This window comes from Sorangium sp. So ce834, assembly GCF_051521425.1.
Lineage (GTDB): Bacteria > Myxococcota_A > Polyangia > Polyangiales > Polyangiaceae > Sorangium > Sorangium cellulosum_D.
Map to the genome: position 1 here is coordinate 9,470,220 of NZ_CP150351.1, position 25,978 is coordinate 9,496,197.

Annotated in this window: 19 protein-coding genes; 3 read left to right on the forward strand and 16 right to left on the reverse strand. The window is 73.4% G+C overall.

Annotated features, from left to right (window positions below; all coding sequences use genetic code 11):
• The first annotated feature begins 436 nt into the window (after window positions 1–436).
• Entirely contained in the window at window positions 437–640 is a 204-nt protein-coding gene (locus tag WMF20_RS34550; protein ID WP_437606095.1) for a hypothetical protein, read from the forward strand.
• Here the strand turns inward: WMF20_RS34550 and WMF20_RS34555 are convergent, their stop codons facing one another.
• From WMF20_RS34555 to WMF20_RS34575, 5 genes are all read right to left on the reverse strand, one after another.
• Window positions 641–1,570, reverse strand: a complete 930-nt coding sequence (locus WMF20_RS34555; protein ID WP_437606096.1) for an FAD binding domain-containing protein — start codon at window positions 1,568–1,570, stop codon at window positions 641–643.
• Complete coding sequence (locus WMF20_RS34560) at window positions 1,567–2,049, reverse strand: (2Fe-2S)-binding protein (RefSeq protein WP_129578334.1); 483 nt, start codon at window positions 2,047–2,049, stop codon at window positions 1,567–1,569. Before WMF20_RS34560 ends, WMF20_RS34555 begins: the two co-directional genes overlap by 4 nt.
• Window positions 2,046–4,379, reverse strand: coding sequence for a xanthine dehydrogenase family protein molybdopterin-binding subunit (locus WMF20_RS34565; protein WP_437606097.1), 2,334 nt, complete (start codon window positions 4,377–4,379; stop codon window positions 2,046–2,048). The genes WMF20_RS34560 and WMF20_RS34565 overlap by 4 nt, the downstream gene beginning before the upstream one ends.
• 114 nt (window positions 4,380–4,493) lie before the next feature.
• Window positions 4,494–5,132: a nucleotidyltransferase family protein gene (locus WMF20_RS34570; RefSeq protein ID WP_129578336.1), complete on the reverse strand. Its 639-nt coding sequence runs from the start codon at window positions 5,130–5,132 to the stop codon at window positions 4,494–4,496.
• Window positions 5,129–6,100: an XdhC family protein gene (locus tag WMF20_RS34575; RefSeq protein WP_437606098.1), complete on the reverse strand. Its 972-nt coding sequence runs from the start codon at window positions 6,098–6,100 to the stop codon at window positions 5,129–5,131. Before WMF20_RS34575 ends, WMF20_RS34570 begins: the two co-directional genes overlap by 4 nt.
• A 188-nt stretch (window positions 6,101–6,288) precedes the next feature.
• Between WMF20_RS34575 and WMF20_RS34580 the strand changes: the two genes are divergently transcribed.
• Window positions 6,289–8,205: a HEAT repeat domain-containing protein gene (locus WMF20_RS34580; RefSeq protein ID WP_437606099.1), complete on the forward strand. Its 1,917-nt coding sequence runs from the start codon at window positions 6,289–6,291 to the stop codon at window positions 8,203–8,205.
• A 1,766-nt stretch (window positions 8,206–9,971) separates the two neighbouring features.
• On the opposite strand, the gene WMF20_RS34585 is transcribed toward WMF20_RS34580, so the two are convergent.
• The 11 genes from WMF20_RS34585 to WMF20_RS34635 form a co-directional block, all read right to left on the reverse strand.
• A complete protein-coding gene (locus tag WMF20_RS34585) occupies window positions 9,972–11,285 on the reverse strand; it encodes a hemolysin family protein (protein WP_129578339.1) in 1,314 nt (437 codons plus the stop codon).
• A gap of 63 nt (window positions 11,286–11,348) precedes the next feature.
• On the reverse strand, window positions 11,349–12,680 hold the full coding sequence (locus tag WMF20_RS34590) for a glutamate--cysteine ligase (RefSeq protein ID WP_437606100.1): 1,332 nt from the start codon (window positions 12,678–12,680) through the stop codon (window positions 11,349–11,351).
• Window positions 12,681–12,752: 72 nt separating this feature from the next.
• The gene (locus tag WMF20_RS34595) at window positions 12,753–13,694 is read right to left on the reverse strand and encodes a homocysteine S-methyltransferase family protein (RefSeq protein ID WP_129578341.1); all 942 of its coding nucleotides are present in this window, start codon (window positions 13,692–13,694) and stop codon (window positions 12,753–12,755) included.
• A 225-nt stretch (window positions 13,695–13,919) separates the two neighbouring features.
• Window positions 13,920–16,742 (reverse strand): VWA domain-containing protein, encoded by a 2,823-nt coding sequence (locus tag WMF20_RS34600; RefSeq protein ID WP_437606101.1) that lies wholly within the window; start codon window positions 16,740–16,742, stop codon window positions 13,920–13,922.
• Window positions 16,739–18,646 carry a vWA domain-containing protein gene (locus WMF20_RS34605; protein WP_437606102.1) on the reverse strand — a complete coding sequence of 636 codons (1,908 nt, stop codon included), beginning with the start codon at window positions 18,644–18,646 and terminating at the stop codon, window positions 16,739–16,741. The genes WMF20_RS34600 and WMF20_RS34605 overlap by 4 nt, the downstream gene beginning before the upstream one ends.
• Window positions 18,647–18,648: 2 nt before the next feature.
• Window positions 18,649–19,602 (reverse strand): DUF58 domain-containing protein, encoded by a 954-nt coding sequence (locus WMF20_RS34610; RefSeq protein ID WP_129578344.1) that lies wholly within the window; start codon window positions 19,600–19,602, stop codon window positions 18,649–18,651.
• Window positions 19,603–19,620: 18 nt separating this feature from the next.
• On the reverse strand, window positions 19,621–20,625 hold the full coding sequence (locus tag WMF20_RS34615; protein WP_129578345.1) for an AAA family ATPase: 1,005 nt from the start codon (window positions 20,623–20,625) through the stop codon (window positions 19,621–19,623).
• Window positions 20,626–20,697: 72 nt separating this feature from the next.
• The gene (locus WMF20_RS34620; RefSeq protein WP_437606103.1) at window positions 20,698–22,635 is read right to left on the reverse strand and encodes a hypothetical protein; all 1,938 of its coding nucleotides are present in this window, start codon (window positions 22,633–22,635) and stop codon (window positions 20,698–20,700) included.
• Window positions 22,636–22,980: 345 nt separating this feature from the next.
• Entirely contained in the window at window positions 22,981–23,847 is an 867-nt protein-coding gene (locus WMF20_RS34625; RefSeq protein WP_437606104.1) for a response regulator transcription factor, read from the reverse strand.
• Window positions 23,848–23,967: 120 nt separating this feature from the next.
• The gene (locus WMF20_RS34630) at window positions 23,968–24,630 is read right to left on the reverse strand and encodes a hypothetical protein (protein WP_437606105.1); all 663 of its coding nucleotides are present in this window, start codon (window positions 24,628–24,630) and stop codon (window positions 23,968–23,970) included.
• On the reverse strand, window positions 24,630–25,235 hold the full coding sequence (locus WMF20_RS34635) for a hypothetical protein (protein WP_237244357.1): 606 nt from the start codon (window positions 25,233–25,235) through the stop codon (window positions 24,630–24,632). The genes WMF20_RS34630 and WMF20_RS34635 overlap by 1 nt, the downstream gene beginning before the upstream one ends.
• Window positions 25,236–25,687: 452 nt before the next feature.
• On the opposite strand from WMF20_RS34635, the gene groES reads away from it, so the two are divergent.
• A complete protein-coding gene (gene groES, locus WMF20_RS34640) occupies window positions 25,688–25,978 on the forward strand; it encodes a co-chaperone GroES (RefSeq protein ID WP_020738934.1) in 291 nt (96 codons plus the stop codon).

A 25,978-nucleotide genomic window follows, 5' to 3' on the forward strand; every position in this document is an offset into this window, starting at 1 on the left:
ATAAGCTCTCAGGGGACTCTACGTCTCAGGCGCGCCTTGTGTGGCGCGCGACGAGACGTCTCAGAAGGCATGGCCCGAAGTGAGACATGCCGGGTGGTGTTGCATGCGCAAGCTCCCCGGCCCCCGCCTTGGCGGATGGCCGAGCGCCCTCCCGCGCGCCGCCGCGCATAGCCCCCCGCCGGCGCGCGGCTCGGCGCACCCGCCCGGGCTTGGTCCCGCCCGGCTCGGATCCCTCCACGGCACCTCAGGTGCCCGGAACGAACCGGCCGCCATGTCGAGGTCGTCCCTTCGCTCGTTCTGGACACCCCCGCAGCCCCGGCATCCACGCTTCGACCCTTCCGCGCGATGTTGCAGCGCCGTCGCGCGCGCGTCGCCCCTTCAGCGCATCCTCCCGCCGCTCGGGCCGCCCCGGAGCGTTCGTCGTCGAGGAGTGCTCATGAATTACGACATCGGCATGATCTGTCAGGCCTGCGGTTGCGTCACCATTTTCCAGGCCGGCACCAACACCCCGCGGCGGTGCGCCCGCTGCGACGACGTGGACATGGATCCTCCGCCCGCGCCGCCGTCGCGCGAGCGGCCGGCGCGGTCCGGCGGGCGCGGCCGCCGGCCCGAGGCCGCGCAGCTCGACTGGATGGAGTGATCAGACCGGCGCGCCGAGCTGCCGGAGGAGCTCTCGCACCACCCCGCGCGCGCAGTGCTCCCGGTAGGCCCGCGTCGAGCGCACGTCGTCGATGGGCGAGATGTCCTGCACCACCGCGGCGTCGACCTCCGCCGCGGTGAGCTCGCCGGGCGGGCGCGAGAGGCACAGCGCGCGCACGGTCGGCAGGAGCGCCGTCGTAGGCGCGACCGACGCCATCCCCAGCCCGAGCCGCGCGAGCCGCCCGGATCGCACCTCGGCCACGCCCGCGAGCGCGACCTTCGAGATCGCCTGCGCCCGGCGCGCGCCGACCTTCCGCCAGTACCAGGGCGATCCGCGCTCCGGCAGCGCGATCTCCACGGCCACGATCACCTCGTCCGGCGCGCGCGACGTGCGCTTGTAGCCCGTCTGCAGGGCGCTCATCGGGATGCGCCGCTCGCCCCGGACGCTCTGCACCACGACGGTCGCGTCGTAGGCGGCGAGCGCGGCGACGCCGTCGGCCGCCGGCGACGCCGTGGCCAGGTTGCCGCCGAGCGTGCCGCGCGCCTGGATCTGCACCGCGCCCACGTCGCGGCTCATCCGCGCGAGGAGCGGCGCCCGCTCCACGATCGCGTCGCTCCGGCGCATCTCGAGGTAGGTCGTCGCGGCGCCCACCCGGAGCGTGTCGCCGTGCGTGTCGCGGTCGATCGAGATGCCGCGCAGGTCCGAGAGCCGGGACACGTCGACGACGAGCGGCGGCGCCGCCGGGCCGGCGCCCCCCGGGGCCGGCGCGCCGAGCGGCGGCCGGAGCTCCTGCTCGACGACCCAGTCGGTGCCGCCGGCGAGGAGCGCGACCGCCGCGCCGCGCGCGGCCTGCTCCGCCACGAGCTCGCACAGGGCGCCGAGCCCCGAGACGCGCCGCATCTCGAACAACCCGAGATCCGCGATGCTCACGGCGCCTCCCCTCCCCCGCCGCGGCGGAGCGCCGCCGCGGCGCGGACGCTCTCGACGATCCGCTGGTAACCGGTGCAGCGGCAGAGGTTGCCCGCGAGCGCCTCGCGCACCTCGAGCTCCGACGGATCCGGGTTCCGCGCGAGCAGCGCCTCGGCGGAGATGAGCATGCCGGGCGTGCAGATCCCGCACTGCGCGCCGCCCTCCTCGATGAAGCAGCGCTGGAGCGGCGACAGATGCCCGGCGGCCCCGAGGCCCTCGACCGTCGTCACGCGCCGCCCCTCGCACTGCCCGATCGCGACGAGGCACGCGTTCACGGGATCGCCGTCGATCAGCACCGTGCACGCGCCGCACTCGCCCTCCGCGCACCCCTCCTTCGTGCCCGTGAGCCCGAGCGGCCCCCGGAGCGCGTCGAGCAGCCGCGAGAGCGGCGGCAGGTCGACCTCGCGCGGCGAGCCGTTCACGACGAGCGATACCTTCATGCGCGCTCCCCTCCCCCCGCGGCCGGCCGCGGCGCCGCGGCGCCGCGCGCCGCCTCGAACAGGCGCTCCGGCGTGAGCGGCAGCGCCCACGCGGCGATCCCCGTCGCGTGCTCGACCGCCGCGGCGATCGCGGGCGCGCCGCCGTCCATCGGCATCTCGCCGATGCCCTTGGCCCCGCCGCCCGGACCGAACGGGAACGGCGCCTCGACGAGGTCGACATGGAACGGCGGCGCGTCGAGCGACGTCGGGATGATGTAGTTGGTCATCCGCGGGTTCCTGATCTTGCCGCCCTGCCAGACGATCTCCTCGGAGAGCGCCCAGCCGATCGCCTGGAGGCTGCCGCCCTCGATCTGCCCCTTGCACATCACCGGGTGGATCGCCTTGCCCACGTCGGCGGCCGACCAGAAGTCGACCACCGTCACCTCGAAGGTGTCGAGGTCCACCTCGACCTCGGCCACGTCGCACGCCCAGCCGAAGCACGGGTACGCGTCGCCCTTGTAGGCCTCGTCGTCCCAGCGCACGTAGCCCGGCGGCTCGTACTGCTTCAGCGACGTCACCTGCCCCTCGCGGGCGAGCAGCAGGTCGGCCGCCTCCTCGAAGCTCGGCGCCGCCGCGCCCGCGCGCCCCTCCTCCGCGGCGCGCTGCAGCGCCGCCTCCTGCTCCGCGCGCACGCGGCCCGCGAGCTCGCGCGCCGCCGCCTCGAGGATCGAGCCGACCACCATGACGGTGCGCGACGCCACCGTGGGGCCCGAGTCGGGCACCGTCGTCGTGCACGGCACCGCGAACTCGACCCGGTCGAGCGGCAGCCCCGCCGCGTCCGCGGCGATCTGCCGGAACACGGTCTCCGTCCCCTGGCCGATGTCCGTCGACGCCGTGCGGATGCGGAGGCGCCCGCCGGGCGCGAGATCCAGCGCGACCTTGCCCTTGAGGTAGCGCTCGCCCGACCCGGTGAACCCCGCGCCGTGCATGAACACGGAGAGCCCGATCCCGCGCGCCACGCGCCCGCGCACGACCGGGCCGGCCGCGCGCTTCTGCCGGTAGCCGCTCGCCTCGATCGCCTTCGCGATGCACTCCTCGCCCGCGACGCTCGCGTGGAGCACCTGCCCCGTCGCGGTCGAGTCGCCGGGGCGCAGCACGTTCTTCGCCTTCAGGTCGAGCGGATCGCGGCCGAGCTCCCGCGCGACGCGGTCGAGGTGCCGCTCGATCGCCCAGATCGTCTGCGGCGCGCCGAAGCCGCGGAAGGCGCCGTTCGGCGGCGTGTTCGTCGCGACGGCGGTCGCCTCGATCCACACGTCGTCCCAGCGGTACGCGCCCGAGGCGTGCAGGGCGCCGCGCGACAGGACCACCTGCGACAGCGTCGCGTACGCGCCGCCGTCCATGAGGATCCGGATCTTCAGCGCGCGGAGCGTGCCGTCGCGATCGCAGCCGCTCGTGATCTCGCACGACGCCGGGTGGCGCTTCGTCGTCGCCTCGATGTCCTCGGTCCGGTCGTAGATCATCCGCACCGGCCGGCCGCTCTTCTTCGCGAGGAGCGCCGCGTGGAGCGCGATGATCGACGGGTACTCCTCCTTGCCCCCGAAGCCGCCCCCGGTCACCGACTGGGTGATGTGGATCCGGTCGGGCGGGAGCCCGAACGCCCTCAGGAACGCCTTGTGCACGTAGAACGGGCACTGGATCGAGCCGGTCGCGTGCGCGCCCGCCTCGTCCCACCAGGCGATGACCCCCTGCGGCTCGATGTAGAGCTGCTCCTGGTGGTGCGAGGCGTACGTCCCGGTGACGACCACCTCGCAGCGCGCGAGCGCCGCGTCGATGGCGGCCTCGCCGCGCTCCCGCTCGACGTCGGGGCGCCCCTTCGTGATGAGGTACCGCTTGATGACGTTGTCGGCGCCCCAGAGGATCTCCTTGCCCTCGAGCGACGCGCGCATGTCGAGCACCGGCGGCAGCGGATCGATGTCGAGCGTGACGGCCTGGACCGCCCGCGCGAGCTTCAGCCGGTCGGCGCAGCCGAGCAGGACGATCGGCTCGTAGGCGTGGTTCACCCTCCCCGCCCCGAGGATCGGCTGATCGTCCAGGATCAGCGCGACCACGTTGACCGGGACGTCCTCGGCGAGCACCACCGTGACGTCGCTCCAGTCGAACGCGGGGTCGAACCGCACCTCGCGGAGGATCCCGCGCGGCACCGGGCTCCGCACGGTGCGCCCGAAGATCTCGCCCGGCATCGCCGGGATGTCGTCGACGTAGCGCGACGCCCCCGTGACCTTGGGGGGGCCGTCGGCGCGGGGCACGCTGTTCCCCACGGCGCTCGCTGAGGCTGGAGGGCTCGTCGCCATTCTTCTGCTCCTCCTCACCGACGATAGCCCGGTCGCCCGGGCGACGTCGACCCGGCGCCGCGCGCCCCCAAGCCCGGCGCGCGACGTCGGCGAGCGCCGCAGCGCCGGCGTCCGTCAGGCCAGAAAGCGCGGCGGCCCGCCGAGCACGCGGATCACGTCGACCGGGACGTTCAGGTCGTGCAACACCCCCGGATCGTCCACCTCCTCGTCCACGCACCGGTCGCCGAGCGCCCTCAGGTGATCCCGGAGCGGCGGTGGATCCGCCTCAAGGTAGCGCTGCAGCGCCTCGGCGCGCAGCACCACCGGGTGGCCGCCGCGGCCGAGGTGCCGCGGCCGCACCGCGAGCGGCGGCGCCGCGGACGGCGCGCCCGCGTCGAGCCGGGCGAGCAGCCGCGCCACCGTCGCGGCGCTCGCGGGGGGCACGTCGACCGGCGTCACGACGACGGCGTCCGCGTCGCCGATGCGCGGCGCGGCGACGGCCAGCGAGCCCGCCGGGCCGAGGTCGTCCGGGGCGGTCCACGAGACAAGGTCGATGCCCGGCCGCACGTGGGCGAGCAGCGCGTGGAAGACGGAGGTGCGCACCACCACGAGCACCCGCGCGCTCTCGGCCGCGAGGCGCGCCTCCGCGTGCGCGATCGCGAGCGGCCGCTCGGCCCCGCCCTTCTCCGCCGGGGGCCAGGCGAGGAGCGCCTTGGGCCCCCCGAGCCGCTTGCCCGCGCCCGCGGCGAGCACGATCGTGATCACGGTCTTCATCGAGCCTGCTCCTCCCCTGCCGGCGCGGCCGCGGCGGGCGACGCGGACGACGCGAACGACGCGAACGACCACCGCGCGCGCTGTCGCCCGGAGCGCCAGGCGATGAGCTCCGCGGCGAGGGCGACGCTGATCTCGGCCGGGGAGCGCGCGCCGATGTCGAGCCCGATCGGCATCCTGACCCGCGCGACATCGCCCTCCGGCACCCCCTTCGCCTCGAGCCGCGCGCGCGTGCGCGCCGCCTTCGCCCGGCTCCCGACCCCGCCGACGTAGCCGAAGCCGCGCGCGAGCGCCCACGCGATCGCCTCCTGGTCGAGGCCGTGGTCGTGCGTCATCACGAGCGCCGCGGCCTCGCCGAGATCCCCCGGCAGGCCCGCCGTCACGTCGGGGTCGTCGTGATCGGCGAGCACGAGCCGCACCTGCTCGGCGAGCGCCGGCAGGGGCCCCTGCTGCGCGCCGTCGTGCGGCGGCGACACGCCGGCGAGCGGCGCGGACGGCAGCACGCGGGCGGGGTCGGCGGCGGCGGCGCGCGCGTCGCAGAGGGTGACGCGGAAGCCGAGCGACGCGAGGAGCGGCGCCGCGAACGCGCCCACGTGCCCGGCGCCGATCACGAGGACGTGCACCGCGGGCAGCATCGGCTCGATGAGGACCTCGACCGAGCCGCCGCAGCACATGCCGAGGCTCGGGCCCAGGCGGAAGGTCTCGAGCTTCGGGGTGGTGGCGAGCTCGTCGAGCGCGCGCCCCATGATCCCGAGCGCCGCCCGCTCGACGGCGCCGCCCCCGATCGTGCCGATCGCGGTGAGATCCTCGAACAGGCAGAGCTTCTGCCCCGGCGTCGACGGCGCCGACCCGTGCCGCGCCACCACCGAGGCGAGCACCACCCGCCGCCCCGCCTCGAGCGCGCCGAGCGCCGCGCGCAGCACGTCGTGCGGCAGCGCCGTCCGCGGGATGACCTGGCTCAGATCCGGCATGGTGGAACTCTAGCGACCCGGGGAGCGAAAACGAGAGCGCCGAGTGCGCCCGCGCCGAAAGAGCTTGCCGGAACGCCGCGCTTGTCGCGAAAGTCGGGCCCGCGCGGCGAGCGGCGCAGGCGCCCCCTGGATCCCGGCCGGCGACGACCGGCGGGATCCTCAATGAAAACGTGGAGATCCGAGACCCCATGAGCTCCCCCGCCACGCCCGATCCCGACCTCCAGCGCGCCCTGTCGGACCCGGGCTTCACGCCGGGGCGCCGCCACTTCGCCGCCCTGATCGCGCTGCTCGAGGCGGCCGGCGAGCCCGCCGAGCTGGCCGAGCGGGCGCTGCGGCGCGCCGGCGCGGCCGCGCTGCCGACCGCGCTCGATCGCGCCGCCGCCGCGCCGCCGTCGCTGCGCGCGCCGCTCACCCGGCTCGTCGGCAAGCTGATGGCCGCCGCGCCGCTCGAGCCCGAGATCGCCGGGCGGGCGCGCGACTACCTGGTCGCGCGGCTCCGCGACGACGACCGCCGCACGCGCCGGATGGCGGCGGTCGCGCTCGGCAAGCCGCCCGCGGCGGACGTCGATCGGCCGCTCGTCGAGCAGGCGCTCGCCGAGGCGGCGCGCGGCGAGCGATCGCCCGACGTCCGCCGCGCGCTGATCGACGCGCTCGGCAAGGTCGGCGGCGGCGCCGCGCTCGACGTGCTGGCCGAGCTCGGCGGCGACGACGACACCGCCGGCGTGCGCGCGCGCGCCGAGCTGCTGGCCAGGAGGACCCTCACGCGCGGCGAGCCGTCGGAGATCGCCGGCGATCGCGCGCCGGAGCGCCCGGTGCGCGTGGCGGTGCGCTGCCGGCGCGGGCTCGAGGCGATCCTCGCCGAGGAGCTCGCGGCGCTCGACCGGGGCGCTCCGGGCGGGGCGCTCGTCCCCGAGCTCCGGATCGATCCGTGCGGCGGCACGCGCGTCGAGGTGATGCTGAGCGGCCGCCTCGACGCGCTGTTCGGGGCCCGCACGATGCTGTCGTTCGCGCTGCCGCTGCCGCTGCGGAAGCTCGATCCGGGCGCCGATCTCGCCGCGGCCGTCGCCGAGCGGCTGCTCTCGCGGGAGTCGCGCGAGATCCTGGGCCGCTTCACGAACGGCGCCGTCCGCTACCGCATCGACTGGGCCGGCGGCGGCAAGCGCCGGGCCGCGGTGTTCCGCGCCGCGGCGGCGGTCGAGGCGGAGGCCCCGGAGCTCGTGAACGATCCGACCCAGAGCACGTGGGACGTCGTCGTCTACGAGGGCGCCGGCCGCGTCCGGGTCGAGCTCGCCCCGCGCCTGCCCGACCCGCGGTTCGCGTACCGCCGGGGCGACGTGCCCGCGGCGTCGCACCCGACGATCGCGGCGGCGCTCGCGCGCATCGCGGGGGCGCGCGCCGACGACGTCGTCTGGGATCCGTTCGTCGGCTCGGGCCTGGAGCTCTGCGAGCGCGCCCTGCTCGGGCCGTACCGGCGGCTCGTGGGCTCGGATCGCGATCCTCGGGCGCTCGCGGTCGCGCGGGAGAACCTCGACGCCGCGGGCGCGCGCGGCGCGGAGCTCCTCCAGCGCGACGCGCACGGCGCGCCGCCCCCGGGCGACGCCCCCACGCTGATCCTGACGAACCCGCCCCTCGGGCGGCGCGTCGAGCGCACAGGGGATCTCGAGGCCCAGCTCGAGCGCTTCGTCGAGGGCGCCGCGCGCGCGCTCGCGCCCGGCGGGAGGCTGGTGTGGATCTCGCCGTTCGCCGAGCGGACCGAGGCGACGGCGCGCCGCTCAGGCCTCCGGCCCGAGGCGCTGCAGCGCGTGGACATGGGCGGCTTCGACGCGCAGATCCAGAGCTTCCACAAGGCGGAGGCCCGGCCGCAGGCGAGCCGCGGCCGAGGCGACGGCCGCCGCGGGGACCGGCTGGATCCCGCGCGGCCCGGGCGCGCCGGGCGCGGCCCCCAGCAGGCCGAGCTGCGCGGCGAACAGCATCGCCCCCGCCGCCAGGAGGAGCGCCACGATCACCGCGATGATCATCCCGAGCCGCCCCGAGCGGTCGGGCGGCGCGTCGGTGAGCATGGCGTCGTCGACCTTGCCGAAGGGCGACGGCGCCGGCGCGGCTGAGCCCTGCTGCGCCGGCGCGGCCCCTGACTGCGCCGGCGCGGCGCCCGACTGCGCCGGCGCGGCGCTCGGCTGCGCGGGGAAGGCCTTCTGCGGAGGCGGCGACGCTGGCTGCGGCGAGCCCGCCGCACGGGCGGCAGCGGCGCTCGGCTCGCGGAGCCCACCGGCGTCGGCGCCCGCGGGCGCAGGGGCGAGCGGCGACCCCGGCGCGCGATCGAGCGGCGCTCCAGCGGGGCGGCCCTTCGCCGCCGCATCGGCGAGCGCCGCTCCGGGGGCAGCCGCTCCGAGGGGCGCCGCCGCGACCTGGAGCGGCACGTCCGACGTGCCCTGGGGCGCCTCCCTCGTCCGCGTCGGGACGTCGTCGTCGTCGTCGTCGTCATCGACGACCGTGGGCGCATCCAGCGTGGGCTCGTCGTGGATGCCGTCGTCGAGATCGCCGAGGAAGGGCATGTCGTCGCCCCGGGCCTGCGGCCTGGCCGGCGCGCCGAGCGCCGCGCCCGGACGCTCGCGCCCGGACAGCGCCGCGGCCGGCACCCCGAGCGCCGACGCCTCGCGAGGGCCTCCGGCCGGCGACACCGCGCCCGCCGCGGGCCGCGCGACGCCGCCCACGCGGTGCGCGACGGACGCCGTTCCTCCGAGGCGCGGGGGCGCTGCCGCGGCCGGCCCAGCCGCTCCGCGGGCGTCGAGCGACCCCTCCCGCATGAGCGTCATGTGCTCCTCGCCTTCGCCGTCATCGCCGAACGACTGGGTCAGCGGGACCGCCCCCATGCCCGCGAGCCGCCCCCGCGCGACCGGCGCGGGGCCCCGCGCTGCGGGAGCGGCCGGCGCGGCCGCGGCCGCCCTGGGGACAGGAGCGGCGCCCGGCCTCGGCGCCGGCGCGGCTTGGTACGCCGCGGGCGGCTGCGGGCGCTCGGGCGGCAGGGGCGGCGGCGGCTGCCCAGCCGCCGCTGCCGCCGCGCGCTGCGCGATGATCGCGTCGAGCTGGCTCGAGCTCAGCGGCGCGACGCGCATCAGCGTGCGCACCTCGTCGTCGTCCTCGTCGCTCGTCGAGTCCTCGTCGTCGAGCGGGAGCAGCGTGCGCACCGCGGGGTCGGGGTGCCATTCCTCGAGGGCGCGCCGGAAGGCGGCGGCGTTCGTCGTGCGGAGGGAGCGATCGCGCTGGAACGCGTCGTCGAGGACCCGCTGGAGATCGTCGTCGCCGACGTCGAAGACCGCGAGCGGCGCCGGCGAGGAGCCCGCGATCCGCTGCCGCGTCTCGGCGTCGCTCCCGCCGCCGAAGGCGCTCGTCCCGGTCAGCACCTCGTAGAGCGTCGCCGCGATCGCCCACACGTCGTCGCCGGGCGAGAGCGTCCCGCCTGCGACGCGCTCGGGCGACTGGTAGGCGATGCGGCTCGGCGTCTGCCGGAGATCGGCCAGGATGGCCTTCGAGGTGCGGTCGACCGCGGTCGTGAGCACGCACTCGGGCGAGATAGCGCCGTGCGCGACGCCGAGGGCGTGCAGAGCCTCGATCCTCTTCGCGAGACGGATGGCCCAGCCGACGGCATCGAGCTCGTTCAGCGGGCCATCGCGCAAGATCCGAGTTGCAAGCGTTTCCACTTACGAAGCCAGCGTAGTACCGGTCTGACGAAGTTTGTACCTGGATCCGCGTGCAGCTCGCCCCCGAACCGCCCAGCTCCGGGGTGCGCGCCCGGGCGTGCACCGCCCGCCCGGGCGGCGCCCCCGACGGACGGCGCCGGCGCGCGGATCCGCGGCGCAGGGGGCGGCGATCGTCACGACCGCTCGCCCCCGGCCGCGTCGGTCGGGACGATGCGGACGCGGCGCACCCGCCGGCCGGCGACGTCCATGGCCACGAGCGTGTATCCCTCGCACTCGACGCGCTCGCCGGCCTCCGGCGGGTGCTCGAGCCGGCCGAGCATATACCCGCCGACGGTCTCCACGGTCTTCACCTCGGGGAGCAGCACGATATGGGCGTCGCGCTCCAGGTCCGCGAGCAGCACGCGGCCGTCGACGTCGACGATGCCGCCGCCGCGGCGGTGGATGGGCGGCACCTCCTCGTCGTTCTCGTCGCGGATCTCGCCGACGATCTCCTCGATGAGATCCTCCATCGTGACGAGCCCGATGAACTCGCCCGACGCCGAGGTGATGATCGCCACCGGCACCTGGCGCGCCTGCATCTCGAGGCGGAGGCGCTCGACCGAGGTGTTCTCGCGCGCGAAGATCGGCTTGCGGAGCAGCTCGGCCACGCGCGTCGCGCGGCGGCGGTGGCTCAGGACGTCGAACAGGTCGCGGAGGTGCAGGTAGCCGAGCACGTTCTTGCCCTGCTCGTCGAGCACCGGGTACCGGGAGTACCCGGCGTCCGCCACGGTCCGCACCGCCTCCTCGATCGTCATGTTCGCGCGCAGCGTCGCCGCGTCGGAGCGGAGCGACATCACGTGCCTCGCCGTGCGCCGGCGCAGGTCGAAGATGCGCACGAGCATGCTGCGCAGCGCCGGGTCGAGCCCCGCGGGGCTCTTGGTCAAGAGCAGCCGGAGCTCCTCCGACGTGTGCGCGATCTCCTCCTCGCCCGCCGGCCGGAGCCCGAACAGCCGGACGAACCCGTTCGCCATCGAGTTGAGCGCCCAGATCACCGGCCACATCAGGACGAAGAACCCGTGCAGCGGCCGCGCCGCCCAGAGCGTGACCTTCTCCGTCCGCTGGATCGCGAGCGACTTCGGCGCGAGCTCGCCGATCACGGTGTGGAGCGACGTGATGATGATGAACGAGATGCCCACGGCGATGGCGTGCGCGCCGACGCCCGACCACGCGTCGAGCGGCGCGAGCAGCGGCTCGATGAGGTGGGCGATGGCCGGCTCGCCGATCCAGCCGAGCCCGAGGGACGCGAGCGTGATGCCCAGCTGGTTGGCCGAGAGGTACGCGTCGAGCCGCTGCGACATCTGGAGCGCGAGCTGGGCCCGCGCGTCCCCCTCGCGCACGAGCTGCTCCAGCCGCGTCGGTCGCATCTTGACGATGGCGAACTCGGAGGCGACGAAGAACGCGTTGAGGAGCACGAGGAGCGCGGTGCCCAGGAGATAGACGAACGTCATGCCGGCCTTCGTCCTCCCCCGGGTGCGCCTGCCACGCCTCGCCTCCTCGGCGACGATGGGCGCTCAGATCCTCGCACGATGGAGGATCTTGCTGCGCAGGTCCGGGTCGTCGTTGCTGAGTCCATCGACGAGAGCATCGGCTGGGGACTGCCCCTTGGCGATGAGCGCGCTGAGCCGGTCGAGGTGGACGCGCTCGTCCTTGCCGTTCTTGTTCAGGCGCGCGCGCCGCTCGAGGCCGCCCGCCGCGATCGACAGGAGCCGCTCGGCCATCGCCGCGAGCGGCTTGCCGCGGAATGTAGCGCGGAGCGCGCGCTCGGCGATCATCGGGCGCGCGGCCTCGAGCTCGTCGAACCTGAAGCTCTCCGAGAGGGCGTCGGCCTCGTCGAGCGCGCGCGCGTCGTACAGGATCCCGGTCCACAGCGCCGGGAGCGCGCAGACCAGGTTGGCCGGCTGCGAGTCGGCGCCGCGGACCTCGAGCGTCCGCTTGAGCCGGACCTCCGGGAACAGGGTGTTGAGGTGCGTCTCCCAGTCGGCGCGGGTGGCCCGGTGCCCCTGGAAGCCGTGCTCCAGGAACTCGCGGAACGTCTGCCCCGTGTTCTCGATCACCTCGCCGTCGCGCTTGATGAGGAACATCGGCGCGTCCACCGCCCACGCGACGTAGTCCGAGAAGCGGCGGCCGCGCTCGAGCACGTTGCGGAGCAGCCCTTGCCGCGCGGGGTCGACGTCGAGCCAGACCTTGGCGCGGTAGCTCCGCCCGCCGAACAGCGCGCCCTCGTAGAACGGGGAGTTCGCGAAGATCGCCGTCACCAGCGGGGAGAGCCGGAGCGACACGCGGAGCGCGCGCATCGCCGCCTCCTCGCTGGCGTAGTCGAAGTTCGCCTGCACCGTGGCGGTGCGGCGCATCATGTCGAGGCCGTGCGCGCCGCGCGTCGGCAGGTAGCGCCGCATGATCGCGTAGCGCGCCTTGGGCACCCAGGAGAGCTCGGCCTGCGACGCGAACGGGTGGAACCCGATGCCGAGCCAGGCGAAGTTGAGCTCGGCGGAGATGTCGCGCAGCTCCGCGAGGTGCCCGCTCATCTCCAGACAGATCTGGTGGATGCTCTCGAGGGGCGCCCCGGACAGCTCGAGCTGCCCGCCCGGCTCGAGGGTCACCGAGGCGCCGGCCCGGGCGAGCGCGATCAGCGGACCGCCGGGGGTCTCGTGCTCGGGCGTCCAGCCGTGCCGCTCGACGAGCGCCTGGAGCACGGACAGGACGCTCCGCGCGCCCTCGTACGGAATGGCGGCGCCCGTCCTGGCGTCGACCCCGAACTTCTCCGCCTCGGCGCCGATCCGGTGGAGCGCCTCGGGCTTCACGGCCTCGTGGAAGGGAAACAGCAGGTCGTCGAACGTCTTCAACGGTTGAGACTTCGACTCACTCGCGTGGCTTGCGTCGGCCATCATCACGTTTCCGGTTGGTTTCGTTCTCGCCTAGAGCGCGCGCCTGAGCAGGGGCGCGCGCTGCGTCGTACGGAGCATCTTCGCGAGCGCGCCGAGATGCGCCAGCGTCGTCCCCGTCCCTCCCCCAAGCATTCGCGCCCCCGCCTCGATGAGGCGCACCGCCGACGCGGCCCAGGCGTCGCACGCCTCGGCGGGCGCCGGGCGTTCGGCCGCGTCGGCCTGCGCGGGCTCGACGCCGAGCAGCACGCCGACCTGGACCTCGTGGGCGACGCCCTCGAGGCGCCGGAGGATGCTCAGCCCGAGGTCGATCGACGCGACCTCGAAGAGCAGCGCGTCCGCGCCGCTGTCGAGCGCCCCCCGGGCGACCTCCTCGAACCCCTCGCCGTCGGCGGTGCGCCCGGCCCCGTCGAGCTCCACGAGCGCCCACGTCGCCAGCTGCGTCGTGCTGGCGCTCACCACGGCCGCGCGGCGCGCGAGCCGCGCGACCGCGGGGGAGACGCACGCCGCCTGCGCGGGATCGAAGCCGCACGCGACGAGGATCTCGCAGCCGGCGGCCGCCAGCCTGGCCGCATGGACCGCGTAATCCTCCGCAATCCGATCGGCCATGGGCGCGGCGGCAGTGTGGCCCAGGATACCGGCCACCGCCACGCGACGCGCGGCCGCGCCCGCCGCCTCCGTGGCGAGCTCGACCGCGGTCCCGGTCAGCGCGGCGGCGCGGAACGCCATGCCGATGGGCGCCAGGGCGCGCGTCGTCGTCGCGGACGTGAGGGCCCGGACCACGTCGATCCCCAGCGCGATCTCCTGCTCGTGCAGCTCCGCGATCGTCCGAGGCGACTCACGGAGCAGCCGGCCGAGGGCGGTGTTGGACGAGACCGAGGCCCCACGGCCGCGGAGCGAGGCGAGCGGATCGCCGCTGATGATGAGCGGACGACCTACCGGAGGCCGAGAGGTGGAGGCCTCGAGCGCGTTCACGTCCTTCGCTGCTTTCCAGGGCTCCTCTACCACCGGTCTATAAGGGGAAACTAGCCCAAGACAGCCCCTCCGCGTCGCGAAATGGTGCGGACCAGCGGTCTGGGGCACAGCGATTCATGCAGCGGAGTCGGGGACAACCTGACGCTCGCTCGCCGGCGCTGGGCGCGACACCTGGGCGGAACGCAGGATCAGCGCTCATGCAGGGCTCGGCCGTGCCGCGGGCCGTCATACGGCGGGGAGGCTCCGGCCTCCTACCCCGCGCCCGCGGCGCGCGACGAACTTCCGGTCGAAGAGCCGCACCCGCCGGACGAACAGGTCGAGCAGGAAGACGACCATCGCGGCGTAGATGAACCGTTGCCAGAGCTCCTCGTGGAAGGTCACCTTCTCCCCGGCCGGGTCGAAGATGGCCGCCACGCCGCTCGGATCGACCGCGCCGCCGGTCGACGTCGCGGCCTTCTCGAGGGTCGCGAGCTCGGGCTCGAAGCTCGCGTACTCGCGAGGGTACGGGTTCGAGACGTGGCCGTAGCTGACGGCGACGGGCCGGAGCGATCCGTCCTCGGCCTCGCGCAGGTGCTCCGCCCGCAGCAGGAAGGAGCCGTACCGATCCAGCGCGAGCGCCGTCTCGTACCGGCCCGGCGCGGTCTGACGCATGTCGACCACCCGCGTCGCCCCGCCCGGCTCGGGCCCGATGATGCTGAGGCGGGAGGTCAGGTTGTTCTCGAACCGGTCGTCCGCCCCGAACGCGTCCACGGACGCGCGCAGCTCTCCGTCCACGATCTCGGCCTTCATGTCGAGCTCGCGCCGGTGCTTCTGGCGCATGTGCTCGTGGATGAGCTGCCCCCAGAACTTCTCGAAGCCCGGCCACCGGAGCCACTCCACGGCCCAGCGCGCCTTGACGTCGCTCGTCCAGGCCAGCGTCCACCCGAGGCCGACCCGCCAGCGCGCCAGGATCGGCTCCTCGGCGTCGCTCGTGAGCAGCTCCTGGGCGGGCGGCGGCTTCAGCTTGGTCGAGACGTAGCCGTGCAGGTTCGGCGCGGTGCGGACGTCGATGCCGCGGAGGAACGCCGCGTCGCCGACCTGCGTGACCGGGAACCACTCCTCGACGGCGGCGGCGCGCGCCACCATCTCGGTCTCCTTGGTGAAGATCCGCGGCAGGTTGTTCGGGTCCGGGACCGCGTGGAAGCGCCCGCCGCCCACGTCGGCGATCATCTTGAGCAGCTGCTCGTCGAGATCGTTCCCCAGCCCCACCGTGGTCACGGTGATCGACTCGGCGATCATCGCGGACACGAGGTCCCGGATGCCGCCCGTGGACGCCTTGCCGTCGGTGAGGAGGATGACGTGCTTCTTGCGCGCCTGCGTCACGGTCATGTCCTGGTAGGCGGCGTCGAGCGCGCTGAAGATCTCGGTCCCGCCGCCCGGCTGGATGCGCGCGATCTCGCCGGCGATGCGCGAGCGGTTGCGCGCGGGCTGCATCTTCACGTACCGGGTCGGCGCCGAGTCGAACGCGATGACCTCGATCAGGTCGTCCGACGACAGGACCCCCGCGGTCGCCTTCGCCGCCGCCTTGGCCATCTCGAGGGGCAGCCCGGTCATCGACCCCGATCGATCCATGACGAGCGCCATCGCGACGCTCGGCATGTCCTTCTTCCGCTCGTTGTCCATCCGCACCGGCAGGATCCGCTCGATGGTGGTGCGGTACCAGCCGCCGAGGCCGTAGCCCGACTCGCCGCCGGCGAAGAGGAACCCCCCGCCGAGATCGCGCACGTAGCTCTCGATGATCTCCTGCCCCTGCAGGCTGAGCGCTTCCTTCGGGGTGTCGGACACGATCAGGAAGTCGTAGCGCTCCATCTCCTTGAGGGAGCCGGGGAAGCCGGCCGGCGGCCTGACGTCGACGTCGAGCTGCTGCGCGGTCAGCGCGCTCGAGAGCGGGCCGGCGTGCTGCGGCGTCCCCTCGATGTAGAGCACCGACGGGCGCCCGGGCACGTCGATGGTGGTCGCGTACCGGTTGTTCTCCTTGAACTTGTCGTCCGCGATCTGATCGAGCTCGAGCGCGTAGGTCACCTGCCCCGCGATGCGCACGACGCTCTTGAACACGACGTCGTTCGGCCCCGCCTTGAGCTCGAGATCCCGGATGCCCTCGAGGCCGTTCAGCGCCTCCCCCTGGAACAGCCGCGCGCGGGCCTTCGTGGCGCGGCTCGCGTAGATGTCGGCGTGGATCTCGAACGTCTCGCCGACCTTGACCCGGTCCGGCATCCTGAGCTCGCGCACCGCGACCTCGGGCGGCGCGGGTCGCCGGTACGGGATGGAGAACAGCCGCACCCCGAAGTCGCGCGCCCGGTTGGCCTCGGCGAGGATGTCGCCGTCGGTCTGGACGCCGTCCGACATCAGCACGGCGCGCTTCAGGTAGCCGGGCGGGTACAGCCCGTAGGCGAGCTGGAGCGCGGCCTGGAGGTTCGAGCCCGCGCCGAGGTCGCCGCGCTGCCCCTTCTCGTCGAGGTGGCGGCCGATGACCGGCGCGCGCCGCTCCGCGTCGCCGCCGGCCGCCTCGCCGGCGGCGCGCTCGACGAGCCGCGGCCGCCGCGCGAAGGTGATCACCTTGATGACGCCGTCCTCCGGCTTCTCGGCGAACGCCTTGTCGAGCGCCGCGCGCGCGTCGTCGAGCGACTCGTCGGTGACGGACTCCGAGACGTCGATGAGGTAGATGGTGGCGACCTTCTCCGTGGTCGCCGTCCTCGCGAGCCGCGACAGCCCGAGCGCGATCAGCGCGACGAAGGCGATCCGCAGCAGCACCGAGAGCACGCGCTGCGGGAGGGGGAGGTCGGCGAGCGAGCCCGCGAGGACGCCGACGAACCAGGGCGCGAGCAGGAGCGCGCCGAGCATCTTCGGGTTGAGGAGCTCGTACTTCACCCCCTCGCGCACCCACGTGAGCGTCGGATCCGGATGCAGCAGGACGTACTTCCGGTACGCCCAGAACAGGATCCCACCGAGGGCGGCGCAGGTGATGGCCCACGCGACGACGCGGAACTTGCGGCCAGTGAACGCGCTCACACCGTCACCCTCCTGTGGTACGTGAACCACTCGATCGCGGTCACGAGGAGCACCGCCGCGAGCAGGTAGACCCAGAGCTCGCGGCGAACGCCGATCTTGAACTCGCCCACGGCGCCCGCGCCGCGCCCGTCGACCTTGAGCTCGGCGGCGGGGGCGATCGCGCTCTCCTCGGGCGCGGAGAGGTTCGCGGCGAACATGCTCACCTCCTCCGCGCCGGGGGCCCCGACGCGCAGCGTGTAGAAGCCGGCGTGCTGTCCGAGGAACACGGCGCGCCCGTCCTGGATCGGGACCGCCCGCTTCGTCCCGTCGGGCAGCTCCAGGCTGGCCGACTCCGCGGACGAGGACGCCGGGATGTGCCAGACGGCGCCCGTGCGGAACGAGGAGATGTAGCTCGTGTCCTCCTCGACGAAGTTGTTGATCGCGTTGAGCAGGAAGAGCGGCCAGGCGATGCGGAGGGGGAAATCGCTCTCGCGGACGTCGAAGCCGAGCGCGACGAATTTCACGCCGCCGCGCCGCCCCTCGATGAGCAGCGGGCCCCTGTGGCTCCGGCCGACGACCCTGTCCTCCTTGTTGCCCTTGAGCACGTGGGCGCGCGCGATGTTCACGTCGCTGAGCGCCGTGTAGCGCAGGAGCGGGTGCTTCGCGTCGAGCTCGTCGAAGCCCAGGCCGTAGTTCGGATCGTCGTCGAGGACCTCCTTGCCCACCTCGAACGGGAGGTTGGTCCCGGTCGGGTTCAGGTAGAGCAGGCTCCCGCTGCCGGGCGCGACGCTCGGCGCCACGCCGTCGAAGATGGTCACGTCGAACGAGGACGCCGCCGGGTAGCGCTGCGGCTCGACGAACGTCACGTCGAGGTACTCGTCGAGGAGCAGCGCCGCCTCGAGGAACATGTTCCCCGCGGAGACGACCTGGATGCGCGCGCGGCGCCGCTCGGGGAGCAGCGCGTAGGCGCGGTTGTCCGCCGGGAGATCGTCCGAGCCGCCGTCGGCCAGCGCGAGCTTCGCCTCGAGCGTCTTCGACGCGCCGGAGAGGTTCGGGTAGAAGCGGGGCAGCTTCTCCTTGGGCTGGAGCCGGAGGCGCGTCAGGTCCGTGAGCTGGCCGTCGCCGAGCAGCGACAGCTCGAGGTCGAGCGGCTCGTCGCTCGTGTTCGTGACCTCGAGCATCACCTCGTAGCGGCTCTTGTCGAGCGGGTAGCGCCGCACCGAGAACTCGGTGATGGCGGCGTTCCGCGCCCCCTTGCCGACGGGCAGGAACGAGAGCTTGACGTCGCCGAGGCGCACCGGCCCGCCGGCGTCGGCCGGCTCGCCCAGCGCGCCGTCGCTCACGACGATGACCTCGGGCGACGGGAGCCCGCTCAGGGTGTCGCCGGCGAAGCGGAGCGCGCGCGCGAAGTCGGCCGTGGCGTCGGTCGGCCTCACCGCCGCGAGGGCGGCCTCGAGGTCGGAGATCTCGCCGGTGAGCGTGGACAGCGGCGTGACGGCCGCGTCCATCTGGGCCAGCAGCATGCGGTCGCTGCCGGACAGGCCGCGGACCATCTTCCTGACCTCCTCCTTCGCGAGCTCGAGGCGCGACGGCGCGACGTCGACGGCCTGCATGCTCGCGCTCGCGTCGATGAGGACGACGATGTTGCGCCCCTCGACGAGGTTCGCCTGCGGGCGGGGATCCCCGAGCGCGAGCAGGAGCAGCGCGAGGAGCGCGAGCTGCAAGAGGAGAGAGAGCAGCCGCTTCAGCTGCGAGAACAGGCTCGTCGCCTCCTTGTCGCGGAGGACGCGCTCCCAGATCTTCGAGAAGGGGACCGCGACGGGCCGCCGGCGCAGCTTGAGGATGTAGAAGACGACGACCACCGCCCCGGCGAGGGCGCCGATCTGGAGCAGGGTCGCGAGCGGGACGCCGGTGAAGTGCAGCATCGCTACCGGAGGAAGCCGCCTCTGCGGAACACGCGCAGGATCAGCTCGTCGAAGGGGACGGACACGTCGGCGCGGAAGTAGCTCACCTGCCGCGACGTGCAGAAGCGGCGGATCTCGTCGAGGTACTGCTCGTACGCCTCGGCGTAGCGGTCGAGCACCTTCGCGGTCACCGTGACCTCGCGCTCGTCGCCGGTCTCGCAGTCGTAGACGCGCACGTCGCCGCGCAGCGCCGGCCGGGCCTCGCTCGGGTCGACGATGTGGAGCACGAACGGCTCGAACCGGTTGTACCGGAGCACGTTGATGCCGCGCTCGAAGCCGACCGGATCGTAGAGATCGCTGAGGATCACGGCGAGGCCGCGCCGCTTGTGCTGCGCCACGAACGTCTTCATCGCCTCGCCGAGGTCGGTCGCGCCGTCCGCGCGCGCCTGCCCGAGGAAGCGGAAGATCCTGAAGATCCGCGCCTTTCCGCGGGTCGACTGCATGCGCCCGCTGATCTCGTCGGTCGCGGTGACGATCGCTATCCGATCGAGGTTGGCGAGCCCGACGTACGCGAGCGCGGCGCAGAGGCGCTTCGCGTGCCTGAGCTTCGCGCCGTCGCCGAACGCCATCGACGCCGAGGTGTCGAGGATGAAGTAGATCGAGAGGTCTTCCTCCTCCTCGTAGAGCCGGATGAGGAGCCGGTCGAAGCGCTGGTACGCGGCCCAGTCGAGGTACCGGAAGTCGTCGCCCGGGGCGTAGTCGCGGTGATCGGCGAACTCGACGCCGGAGCCGGTCTTCTTGGTCCGCCGCTCCGCGCGCATCGCGCCCGAGAAGACGCGGCGGCTCACCATCGCGAGGTAGTCGAGCTTGCGCTGGAACTCGTCGTCGAAGAGCTCCTCGTCGGAGGCGCCGGCGGAGACCGCGGAGAGCCGCCGCAGCGGCGCGGCGGCCCGCTTGAACGCGTCGAAGAGCCCCATGCTACCTTCGGCGGCGCCTCACTTGCTCTCCGGCAAGCGCTTCAGGATGGCCTGCAGCACCTCGTCGGTCTTCACGCCCTCGGCCTCCCCCTCGAAGTTGAGGAGCACGCGGTGCCGCAGCGCGGGCAGCGCGCACGCGCGCACGTCGTCGACCGACGCCGCGAACCGCCCCTCGAACAGCGCCCTGATCTTCGCGGCGAGCAGGAGCGCCTGCGCCCCTCGCGGCGACGCGCCGAACTTCACGAACCGCTTCACCTCGTCGAGGCTGTCGCCCTCGGTGGGGTGGGTGGCCTGGAGGAGCCGCACCGCGTAGTCCTGCACGTGCTTGGCCACGGGCACCTCGCGGACGAGCCGCTGCATGGCGATGATCCGCTCCTTGTTGAGGACGGGCCGCGCCGCCAGCGCGTCGGTCCCGGTGGTCCGCTCCAGGATCGCGTTCAGCTCGTCGCGGCTCGGGAACGGCACGTGCAGCTTGAAGAAGAACCGATCGAGCTGCGCCTCGGGCAGCGGGTACGTCCCCTCGCTCTCGAGGGGGTTCTGCGTCGCCAGGACGAAGAACGGCTCCTCCAGCGTGTAGCTCTGCCGCGAGACCGTGACCCGGTGCTCCTGCATGGCCTCGAGGAGCGCGCTCTGCGTCTTCGGCGTCGCCCGGTTGATCTCGTCGGCGAGGATGATGTTCGCGAAGATCGGCCCCTTGCGGAACGAGAACGACCGCTGCCCGCCCGCGCTCTCGTCGATGACCGTGGTGCCGATGATGTCGGCGGGCATCATGTCGGGCGTGAACTGGATGCGCGAGAACTGGAGGTCGAGCGCCTCGGCCATGGTGCGGACGAGCATCGTCTTGCCGAGCCCCGGCACGCCCTCGAGCAGCGCGTGCGAGCCCGCGAGCATGCACGTGAGCACGCCGTCGACCACGTCGCGGTTGCCGACGATGACCTTCCCCACCTCCTCGCGCAGCTCTCCGACGCTCGCGCGGAACTCGTCCACCTCGGCCCGCGCTGCTTCCTTCGTCTTCTCGGCCATAGCTTCCTGCTTCGCGCCCGCTGCCGCGGAGCGCCTGTAGAGGCGCGGTCACGATCGAGCCGACGGCTCGACTCACTCGCGCGGCCTGATGAGCTGGAAATACCGGTTCACGTAGAACCGGTATCCATCAGGGATCTGATCCTTGTTGATCTGCTGCTCTGCGACCGTGTGGTAGTCCGTGAAGACCTTCTTGTAGCCGGTCCCCTTGAAGCCCCGCTCGGCGGCGCTGAGGATCACCTCGCTGTTCGAGGGCCCCTGCTGGGTGTCGAGCCCCTGCGCCTGGACGTCCTGGGTCCCCAGCTTCGGGTCCGTGCGCTTTCCCGCGATCTCGCCGCCGCGGCCGGAGCCGGCGCCGTCGCCTCCGGGCTGGTTGCCGCCGCCCTGGTTGCCCTGGCCGCTCCCCTGCCCCTCTTGCCCCTGACCTTGCCCGCCGGGCATCAGGATCTTCTTCCCACCGGGCCCGATCACCAGCTCCTGACCCTGGCCTTGCCCGCCCTTGCCCTGGCCGCCCTGGCCCTGCTGGCCCTCCTGCCCTTCCTGCTCTCCGTCGCCCTGCCCCTGCTGGCCCTGGCCCTGCTGCTGCTCGCCGCTGCCCTGGTTGCCGCGCGCGCGCTTGCCGAAGCGGAGCATCCTCGCCATCCGCTGCTTGCCCCCCTGCCCTTGCTGGCGCACGAGCTCCCGGAGCTCCTCGAGCCGCTGGCGCAGCTCTTCCTTCTCCTGCTCGGACATCTCCTCCTGCTGCATCCGGTTGATGTCCTCGGCGGCCTGCTCGAGATCGTCCGCTGACATCCCGAGATCGCGCATCAGATCCTCGGCGGCCTTGGCGAGCTCCCGGTCGAGCCGGTCGAGCTGGCGCCCGGTCCGCTCCTTCTGCTCGGCGTCGCGGTCGAGCCGCTCCAGCTCGCGCTCCTTCTTCTTGAGGAGCCGCTCCTCTTCGGACTTCTGCCGCTCGTTCGCGGAGGCCTTCTGCTTCTGCTTGAGCAGCTGCTCGCGCACCTCGGCCCGCTTCTCGTTGATGGCGGCGAGGGCCTCCTTGCGGCGCGAGGCCGCGTCGGCGAGCGCCTTGCGCAGCCGCTCGATCTGGGTTTTGTCGAGCTTCTGCTTCTTGTCGCGGAGCTTCTCGGCGAGCTGCTTCAGCTCCTTCTTCGCCTGCTCGAGGTCCTTCTTCTCGAGGGACTCCCCCACGCCCTTCGCCAGGTCGCTCCGCTTGAGGTCGAGCCCGGTCTCCTTCAGCGCCTCTTCGAGCGCCTTCAGGTCGGCCTCGGCGCCCTTGAGGAGCTCGCGCTCGAGCGCCTCCATGCGGCGGAACGCCTCGGTCCGGTCGAGGCGCTTGTTGGCGATGTCCTCGATGAGCTGGTTGAACCGCTCGACCGCGGACTTCATCTCCGGGCTCTGATCCTGCCGGTCGAGCGCCTTGGCCGCGTCCTTGAAGAGCTCGATGTCGTCGGGCGACATCGTGAGCGCGTCGATCGTCTGCGCGACGGGCGCCTGCTTCCGCGGGGTGCGCACCTCGAGCAGCGCCACCGCGAGCACGCCGAGGCCCACCGCGGCCGAGGCCCAGAGCTCGCGCGGGAGCGCGAGCGGCGCGGCGCCGGCGGGGCGCAGCCTGGCCGCGTGCTCGCAGGCGTCGTCGATCGCCGCCTCCATCAGGGCGGTCCGCTGCGCCGCGGGCAGCGCGTCGAAGGCGAGGGCGTTCGTCAGCCGGTCGTGGAGGCCGTGGTGCCGGTCGAGGGCGATCGTACCGGCGCGGGGGGGCAGGCGGCGCAGCATCGCCAGCGCGACGGTGGCCAGCACGAGCAGCCCCGCGCCGAGCAGGATCTGCCGGGCGCGCGGCTCGCTCAGGTGCGCCGGGAGCGCCTTGTGGACGGCGAGCGTCCCGGCCGCGATCGCGAGCGCGAGGGTCAGCGCGGTCGGCAGCGCGCGCAGCGCGCGCGCGACCCGGAGCCGCAGCTCGACCGCGAGCGCGGCGCTACGGATACGGTCCAGATGCTTCGTGCGAGAGTCGCTCACGGTGCCCAGCGCTCCGGACGCCCCCCGCGGGGCCCCTCGAAGAGGAAACGTCGCAGCATTGTACCTGCTGACGGGTCGGACGCCCGAAAGTTCCTGGGAGGCTGCGCGCGACGCGTGAGGGCATGACGCGCGGCGAACCCCGATCATTCCCGCGCGGGGAAGCCTCAGCGCTCAGCGACCGCCGGCGTCGATCGCGCTGCCGGGCGCGCGTGAGGGCCCTCCCTCCGGGTTACGACCGCATGGATCCCCGGCGCCGCTGCGCCAGCAGACGAGCACGAGCGTTCGACGGATGCGGTGGAAACGTCCTGACCGGGCCCGCGCGCACGGCGCAGGCGTCCGGCTAGGTTACTTCGTCTTCTTCTTGGGTGCCGCCTTGCTGGCGGCCGCCTTCTTCGTCGCTGCCGGCTTCTTCGCCGCGGCTTTCTTGGGCGCCGCTTGCTTCGCGGCCGGCTTCTTCGCCGCGGCGGTCTTCTTCGCAGCCGGCTTCGCCGCGGCCTTCTTCGCGGCCGGCTTCGCGGCGGTCTTCTTCGCGGCCGGCTTCGCCGCGGCCTTCTTCGCAGCCGGCTTCGCGGCGGTCTTCTTCGCAGCCGGCTTCGCGGCGACCTTCTTCGCGGCCGGCTTCGCCGCGGCCTTCTTCCCGGCGGTCTTCTTCGCAGGGGACGTCTTCGCGGCCGCCCTGACCGTCGCAGCGCCGTTCGCCGCGGATCTCTTCGCCCCCGTCGCGCGCTCTCCGGACGGCTGCTCCGCCTCGAGCTCCTCGCCTGCTGCGCTCGGCTGGCCCTTGCTGCCGTTCGCGTCGGGCAGCGGCTTCGCGTAGCGCGCGAGCGTCTCGCGCACCCGCGCGTCGAGGTCGGCGAAATCGAACGGCTTGTTCAGCCAGGCGTCGGCGGCGAAGAGCGGCGACGTCATCTCGTTCAGGTTCTCGCCGATCCCGGTGAGCATGATGACGCCGGTGCTCGCGAACGGCCGGCCGTCGGACGCGTCGCTCTTCAGCCGCTTGCAGATCTCCCAGCCGCTCATGCCGGGCATCATCACGTCGAGGATCACGAGGTCCGGCTGGTGCTCGCGCGCGAGCTCCCAGGCGGCATCGCCCTCGGAGGCCTCGATCACGGAGAAGCCCAGGTTCCTCAGGTGGCGCGCGACGAGGCTCAACATCGCCGGTTCGTCTTCGGCCACCAGCACACGGGGCGGCGTCATGCTCGCGGAAGGCATCGTGGATGCGGATGAGAGTACGTGCGCGCGAACCGGTCAAGAGAGAACGAGCCCACATGGACGCGACGTGCGCTCGGAGCCGCCCTCCCGCGGCGACCCCGAGCGCCGGCGAGGCCGCGATCACGCCGCTCGCGCGAGGGCGATCTTTTCCGTCTGTCCCGCCGCGTAGAAGCGCCGCAGCGTGGCGAGCAGCTCGGCGTGCCGGCCGCGGCGGGCAAGCTCGGCCTCCAGCCGGCCCACGAACCGCGCCGCCAGCTCGTTCGCGATCCGGTAGCGATCCCCGGTCTCGGTGCCCGGCGGATCCATGAAGGTGACGCGCTCGAACAGGTGGGCGCGGATCCGCGCGGCGCGCTCGGGCTCGAAGCGCGCTGGCCCCGGCGGCGCGGCCTCGCGGCGCCGGAGCGGCGGGCCCGGGAGCTCGACCTCGTCGGCCAGGCCGCCGTGGACGAGCAGCACGTACTTGTCCACCTCGGCCTGGAGCTCGAGCTCGAGCTGGGTCGCCGGCAGCTCCCTGCGCGCCCGCTCGGCCACGTAGAGGAAGTGGCTCACCCCCTCGACGATCTGGCAGATCTCGTCGAACGTCCCCTCCCGCCCGCGCGTGATCGCGCGGCGGGGCAGGTGCAGCGCCACCTCGATGTCCCCGTCCGCGTGCCGGATCAGCAGCGCCTCGCGCGCGCCGCCGTCCGTCGGCCGGATGAAATCGTCGACGGCGGGGGCGTCGTCGAGCGCGTAGGTGCGCGCGAGGTGCTGCTGGATCCGGGCGGGGAAGGTCGCGCCCCGCATCAGTTGAGCCCGCCCGTGCCCCGGCTCGGCACGAGCCCGCGCGCCCCGAGCTCCTCGGCGAGCCGGCTGGAGCCGGTGCGGGCCCAGCGCTCGTACATCCGGAGCACCGAGCGCTCGTCCCGAGCGCCGGACGCGAGCGTGCCGTCGGCCACATCGTTCAAGACGCTCACGAAGCGCTCGAACTTCTCGGCCATCTCGGCGAGGACGTCGGGGCCCTGGCCGCCGCGCGCGTTGAGGCGCAGCATCGCGGCGGCGTGGTGGTAGGCTGTCGACCCGACCCCGACCACGTAGCCTCGATCGATGCCCTTGAGCTCGATGTGGCCGCCGAAGAAGCCGACCACGTAGAGGACGCCGTCGCCGAGGTTGCGCAGCCGCCGGAAGCGCTCGGCGCCGGAGGCCTCCAGGGCGTCGCGCAGGAGAAAGGTCAGGGGCTGGTTGAAGGTGGACTCGGCGTGCTCGTCCGGGTGAGCGAAGGCACAAAGCAGACCGACCAGATAACTCGACGCCGCCTCGGTCGCGGCGACGTTCCGAACTCGGAGCGCCTCGTCCACAACCTCCTGGAAGTAGCGGGTCATGCTCGGGGACACAGAGATCGCTTGGCTCACGGGGGCACCTCACTTGCGCGGGCACCCTGGATACCGAAGGAACCCGGGCCACCACGCGCTCAGGTCAACCAGACACGTCCTGTCGGCCTCCCTCGGGCAGGGGACCGTGAGGGCGTCGCGTCACGGTGCTGCTGCATTTCCGCCCTCATACGCTCACTTTAGCCGAGGGACCTGGCCAAGCCCAGCCGCACGCCCCGCGCCTTCCCTTGCAATCTCCAGAACTTACAGCCACCCGGACGCCTGGCTGCCACGCCCGAAATGCCGGACTGGCCTGCGCTTGACACCCTGGAGGGGGTGGCTATCTTCGGCGCGCTCGCTAGCACTCCCCTGAGGTGAGTGCTAGCAAAGTGCCCAGACTGCAATCGTATGGGACCTTGCGGCCGCTCAGACAGGCCGTCTGGGTCCTGCCGTCTCGTGGGACGCGGCCGCTCGTCCCCGGAGGATTCGCAAACATGAAGATTCGACCGCTCCAGGACCGCGTGATCGTTCAGCGCGTGAAGGAAGAAGAGAAGACCAAGGGGGGTCTCTACATCCCGGACACCGCGAAGGAGAAGCCGATCGAGGGCACGGTCATCGCCGTCGGCAACGGCAAGGTCGGCGAGGACGGTACCGTGCGCAAGCTCGACGTCAAGGAGGGCGATCGCGTCCTCTTCGGCAAGTACTCGGGCACCGAGGTGAAGATCGACGGCGAGGAGCACCTCATCCTCCGCGAGGACGACATCCTCGGCGTGATCGAGAAGTGA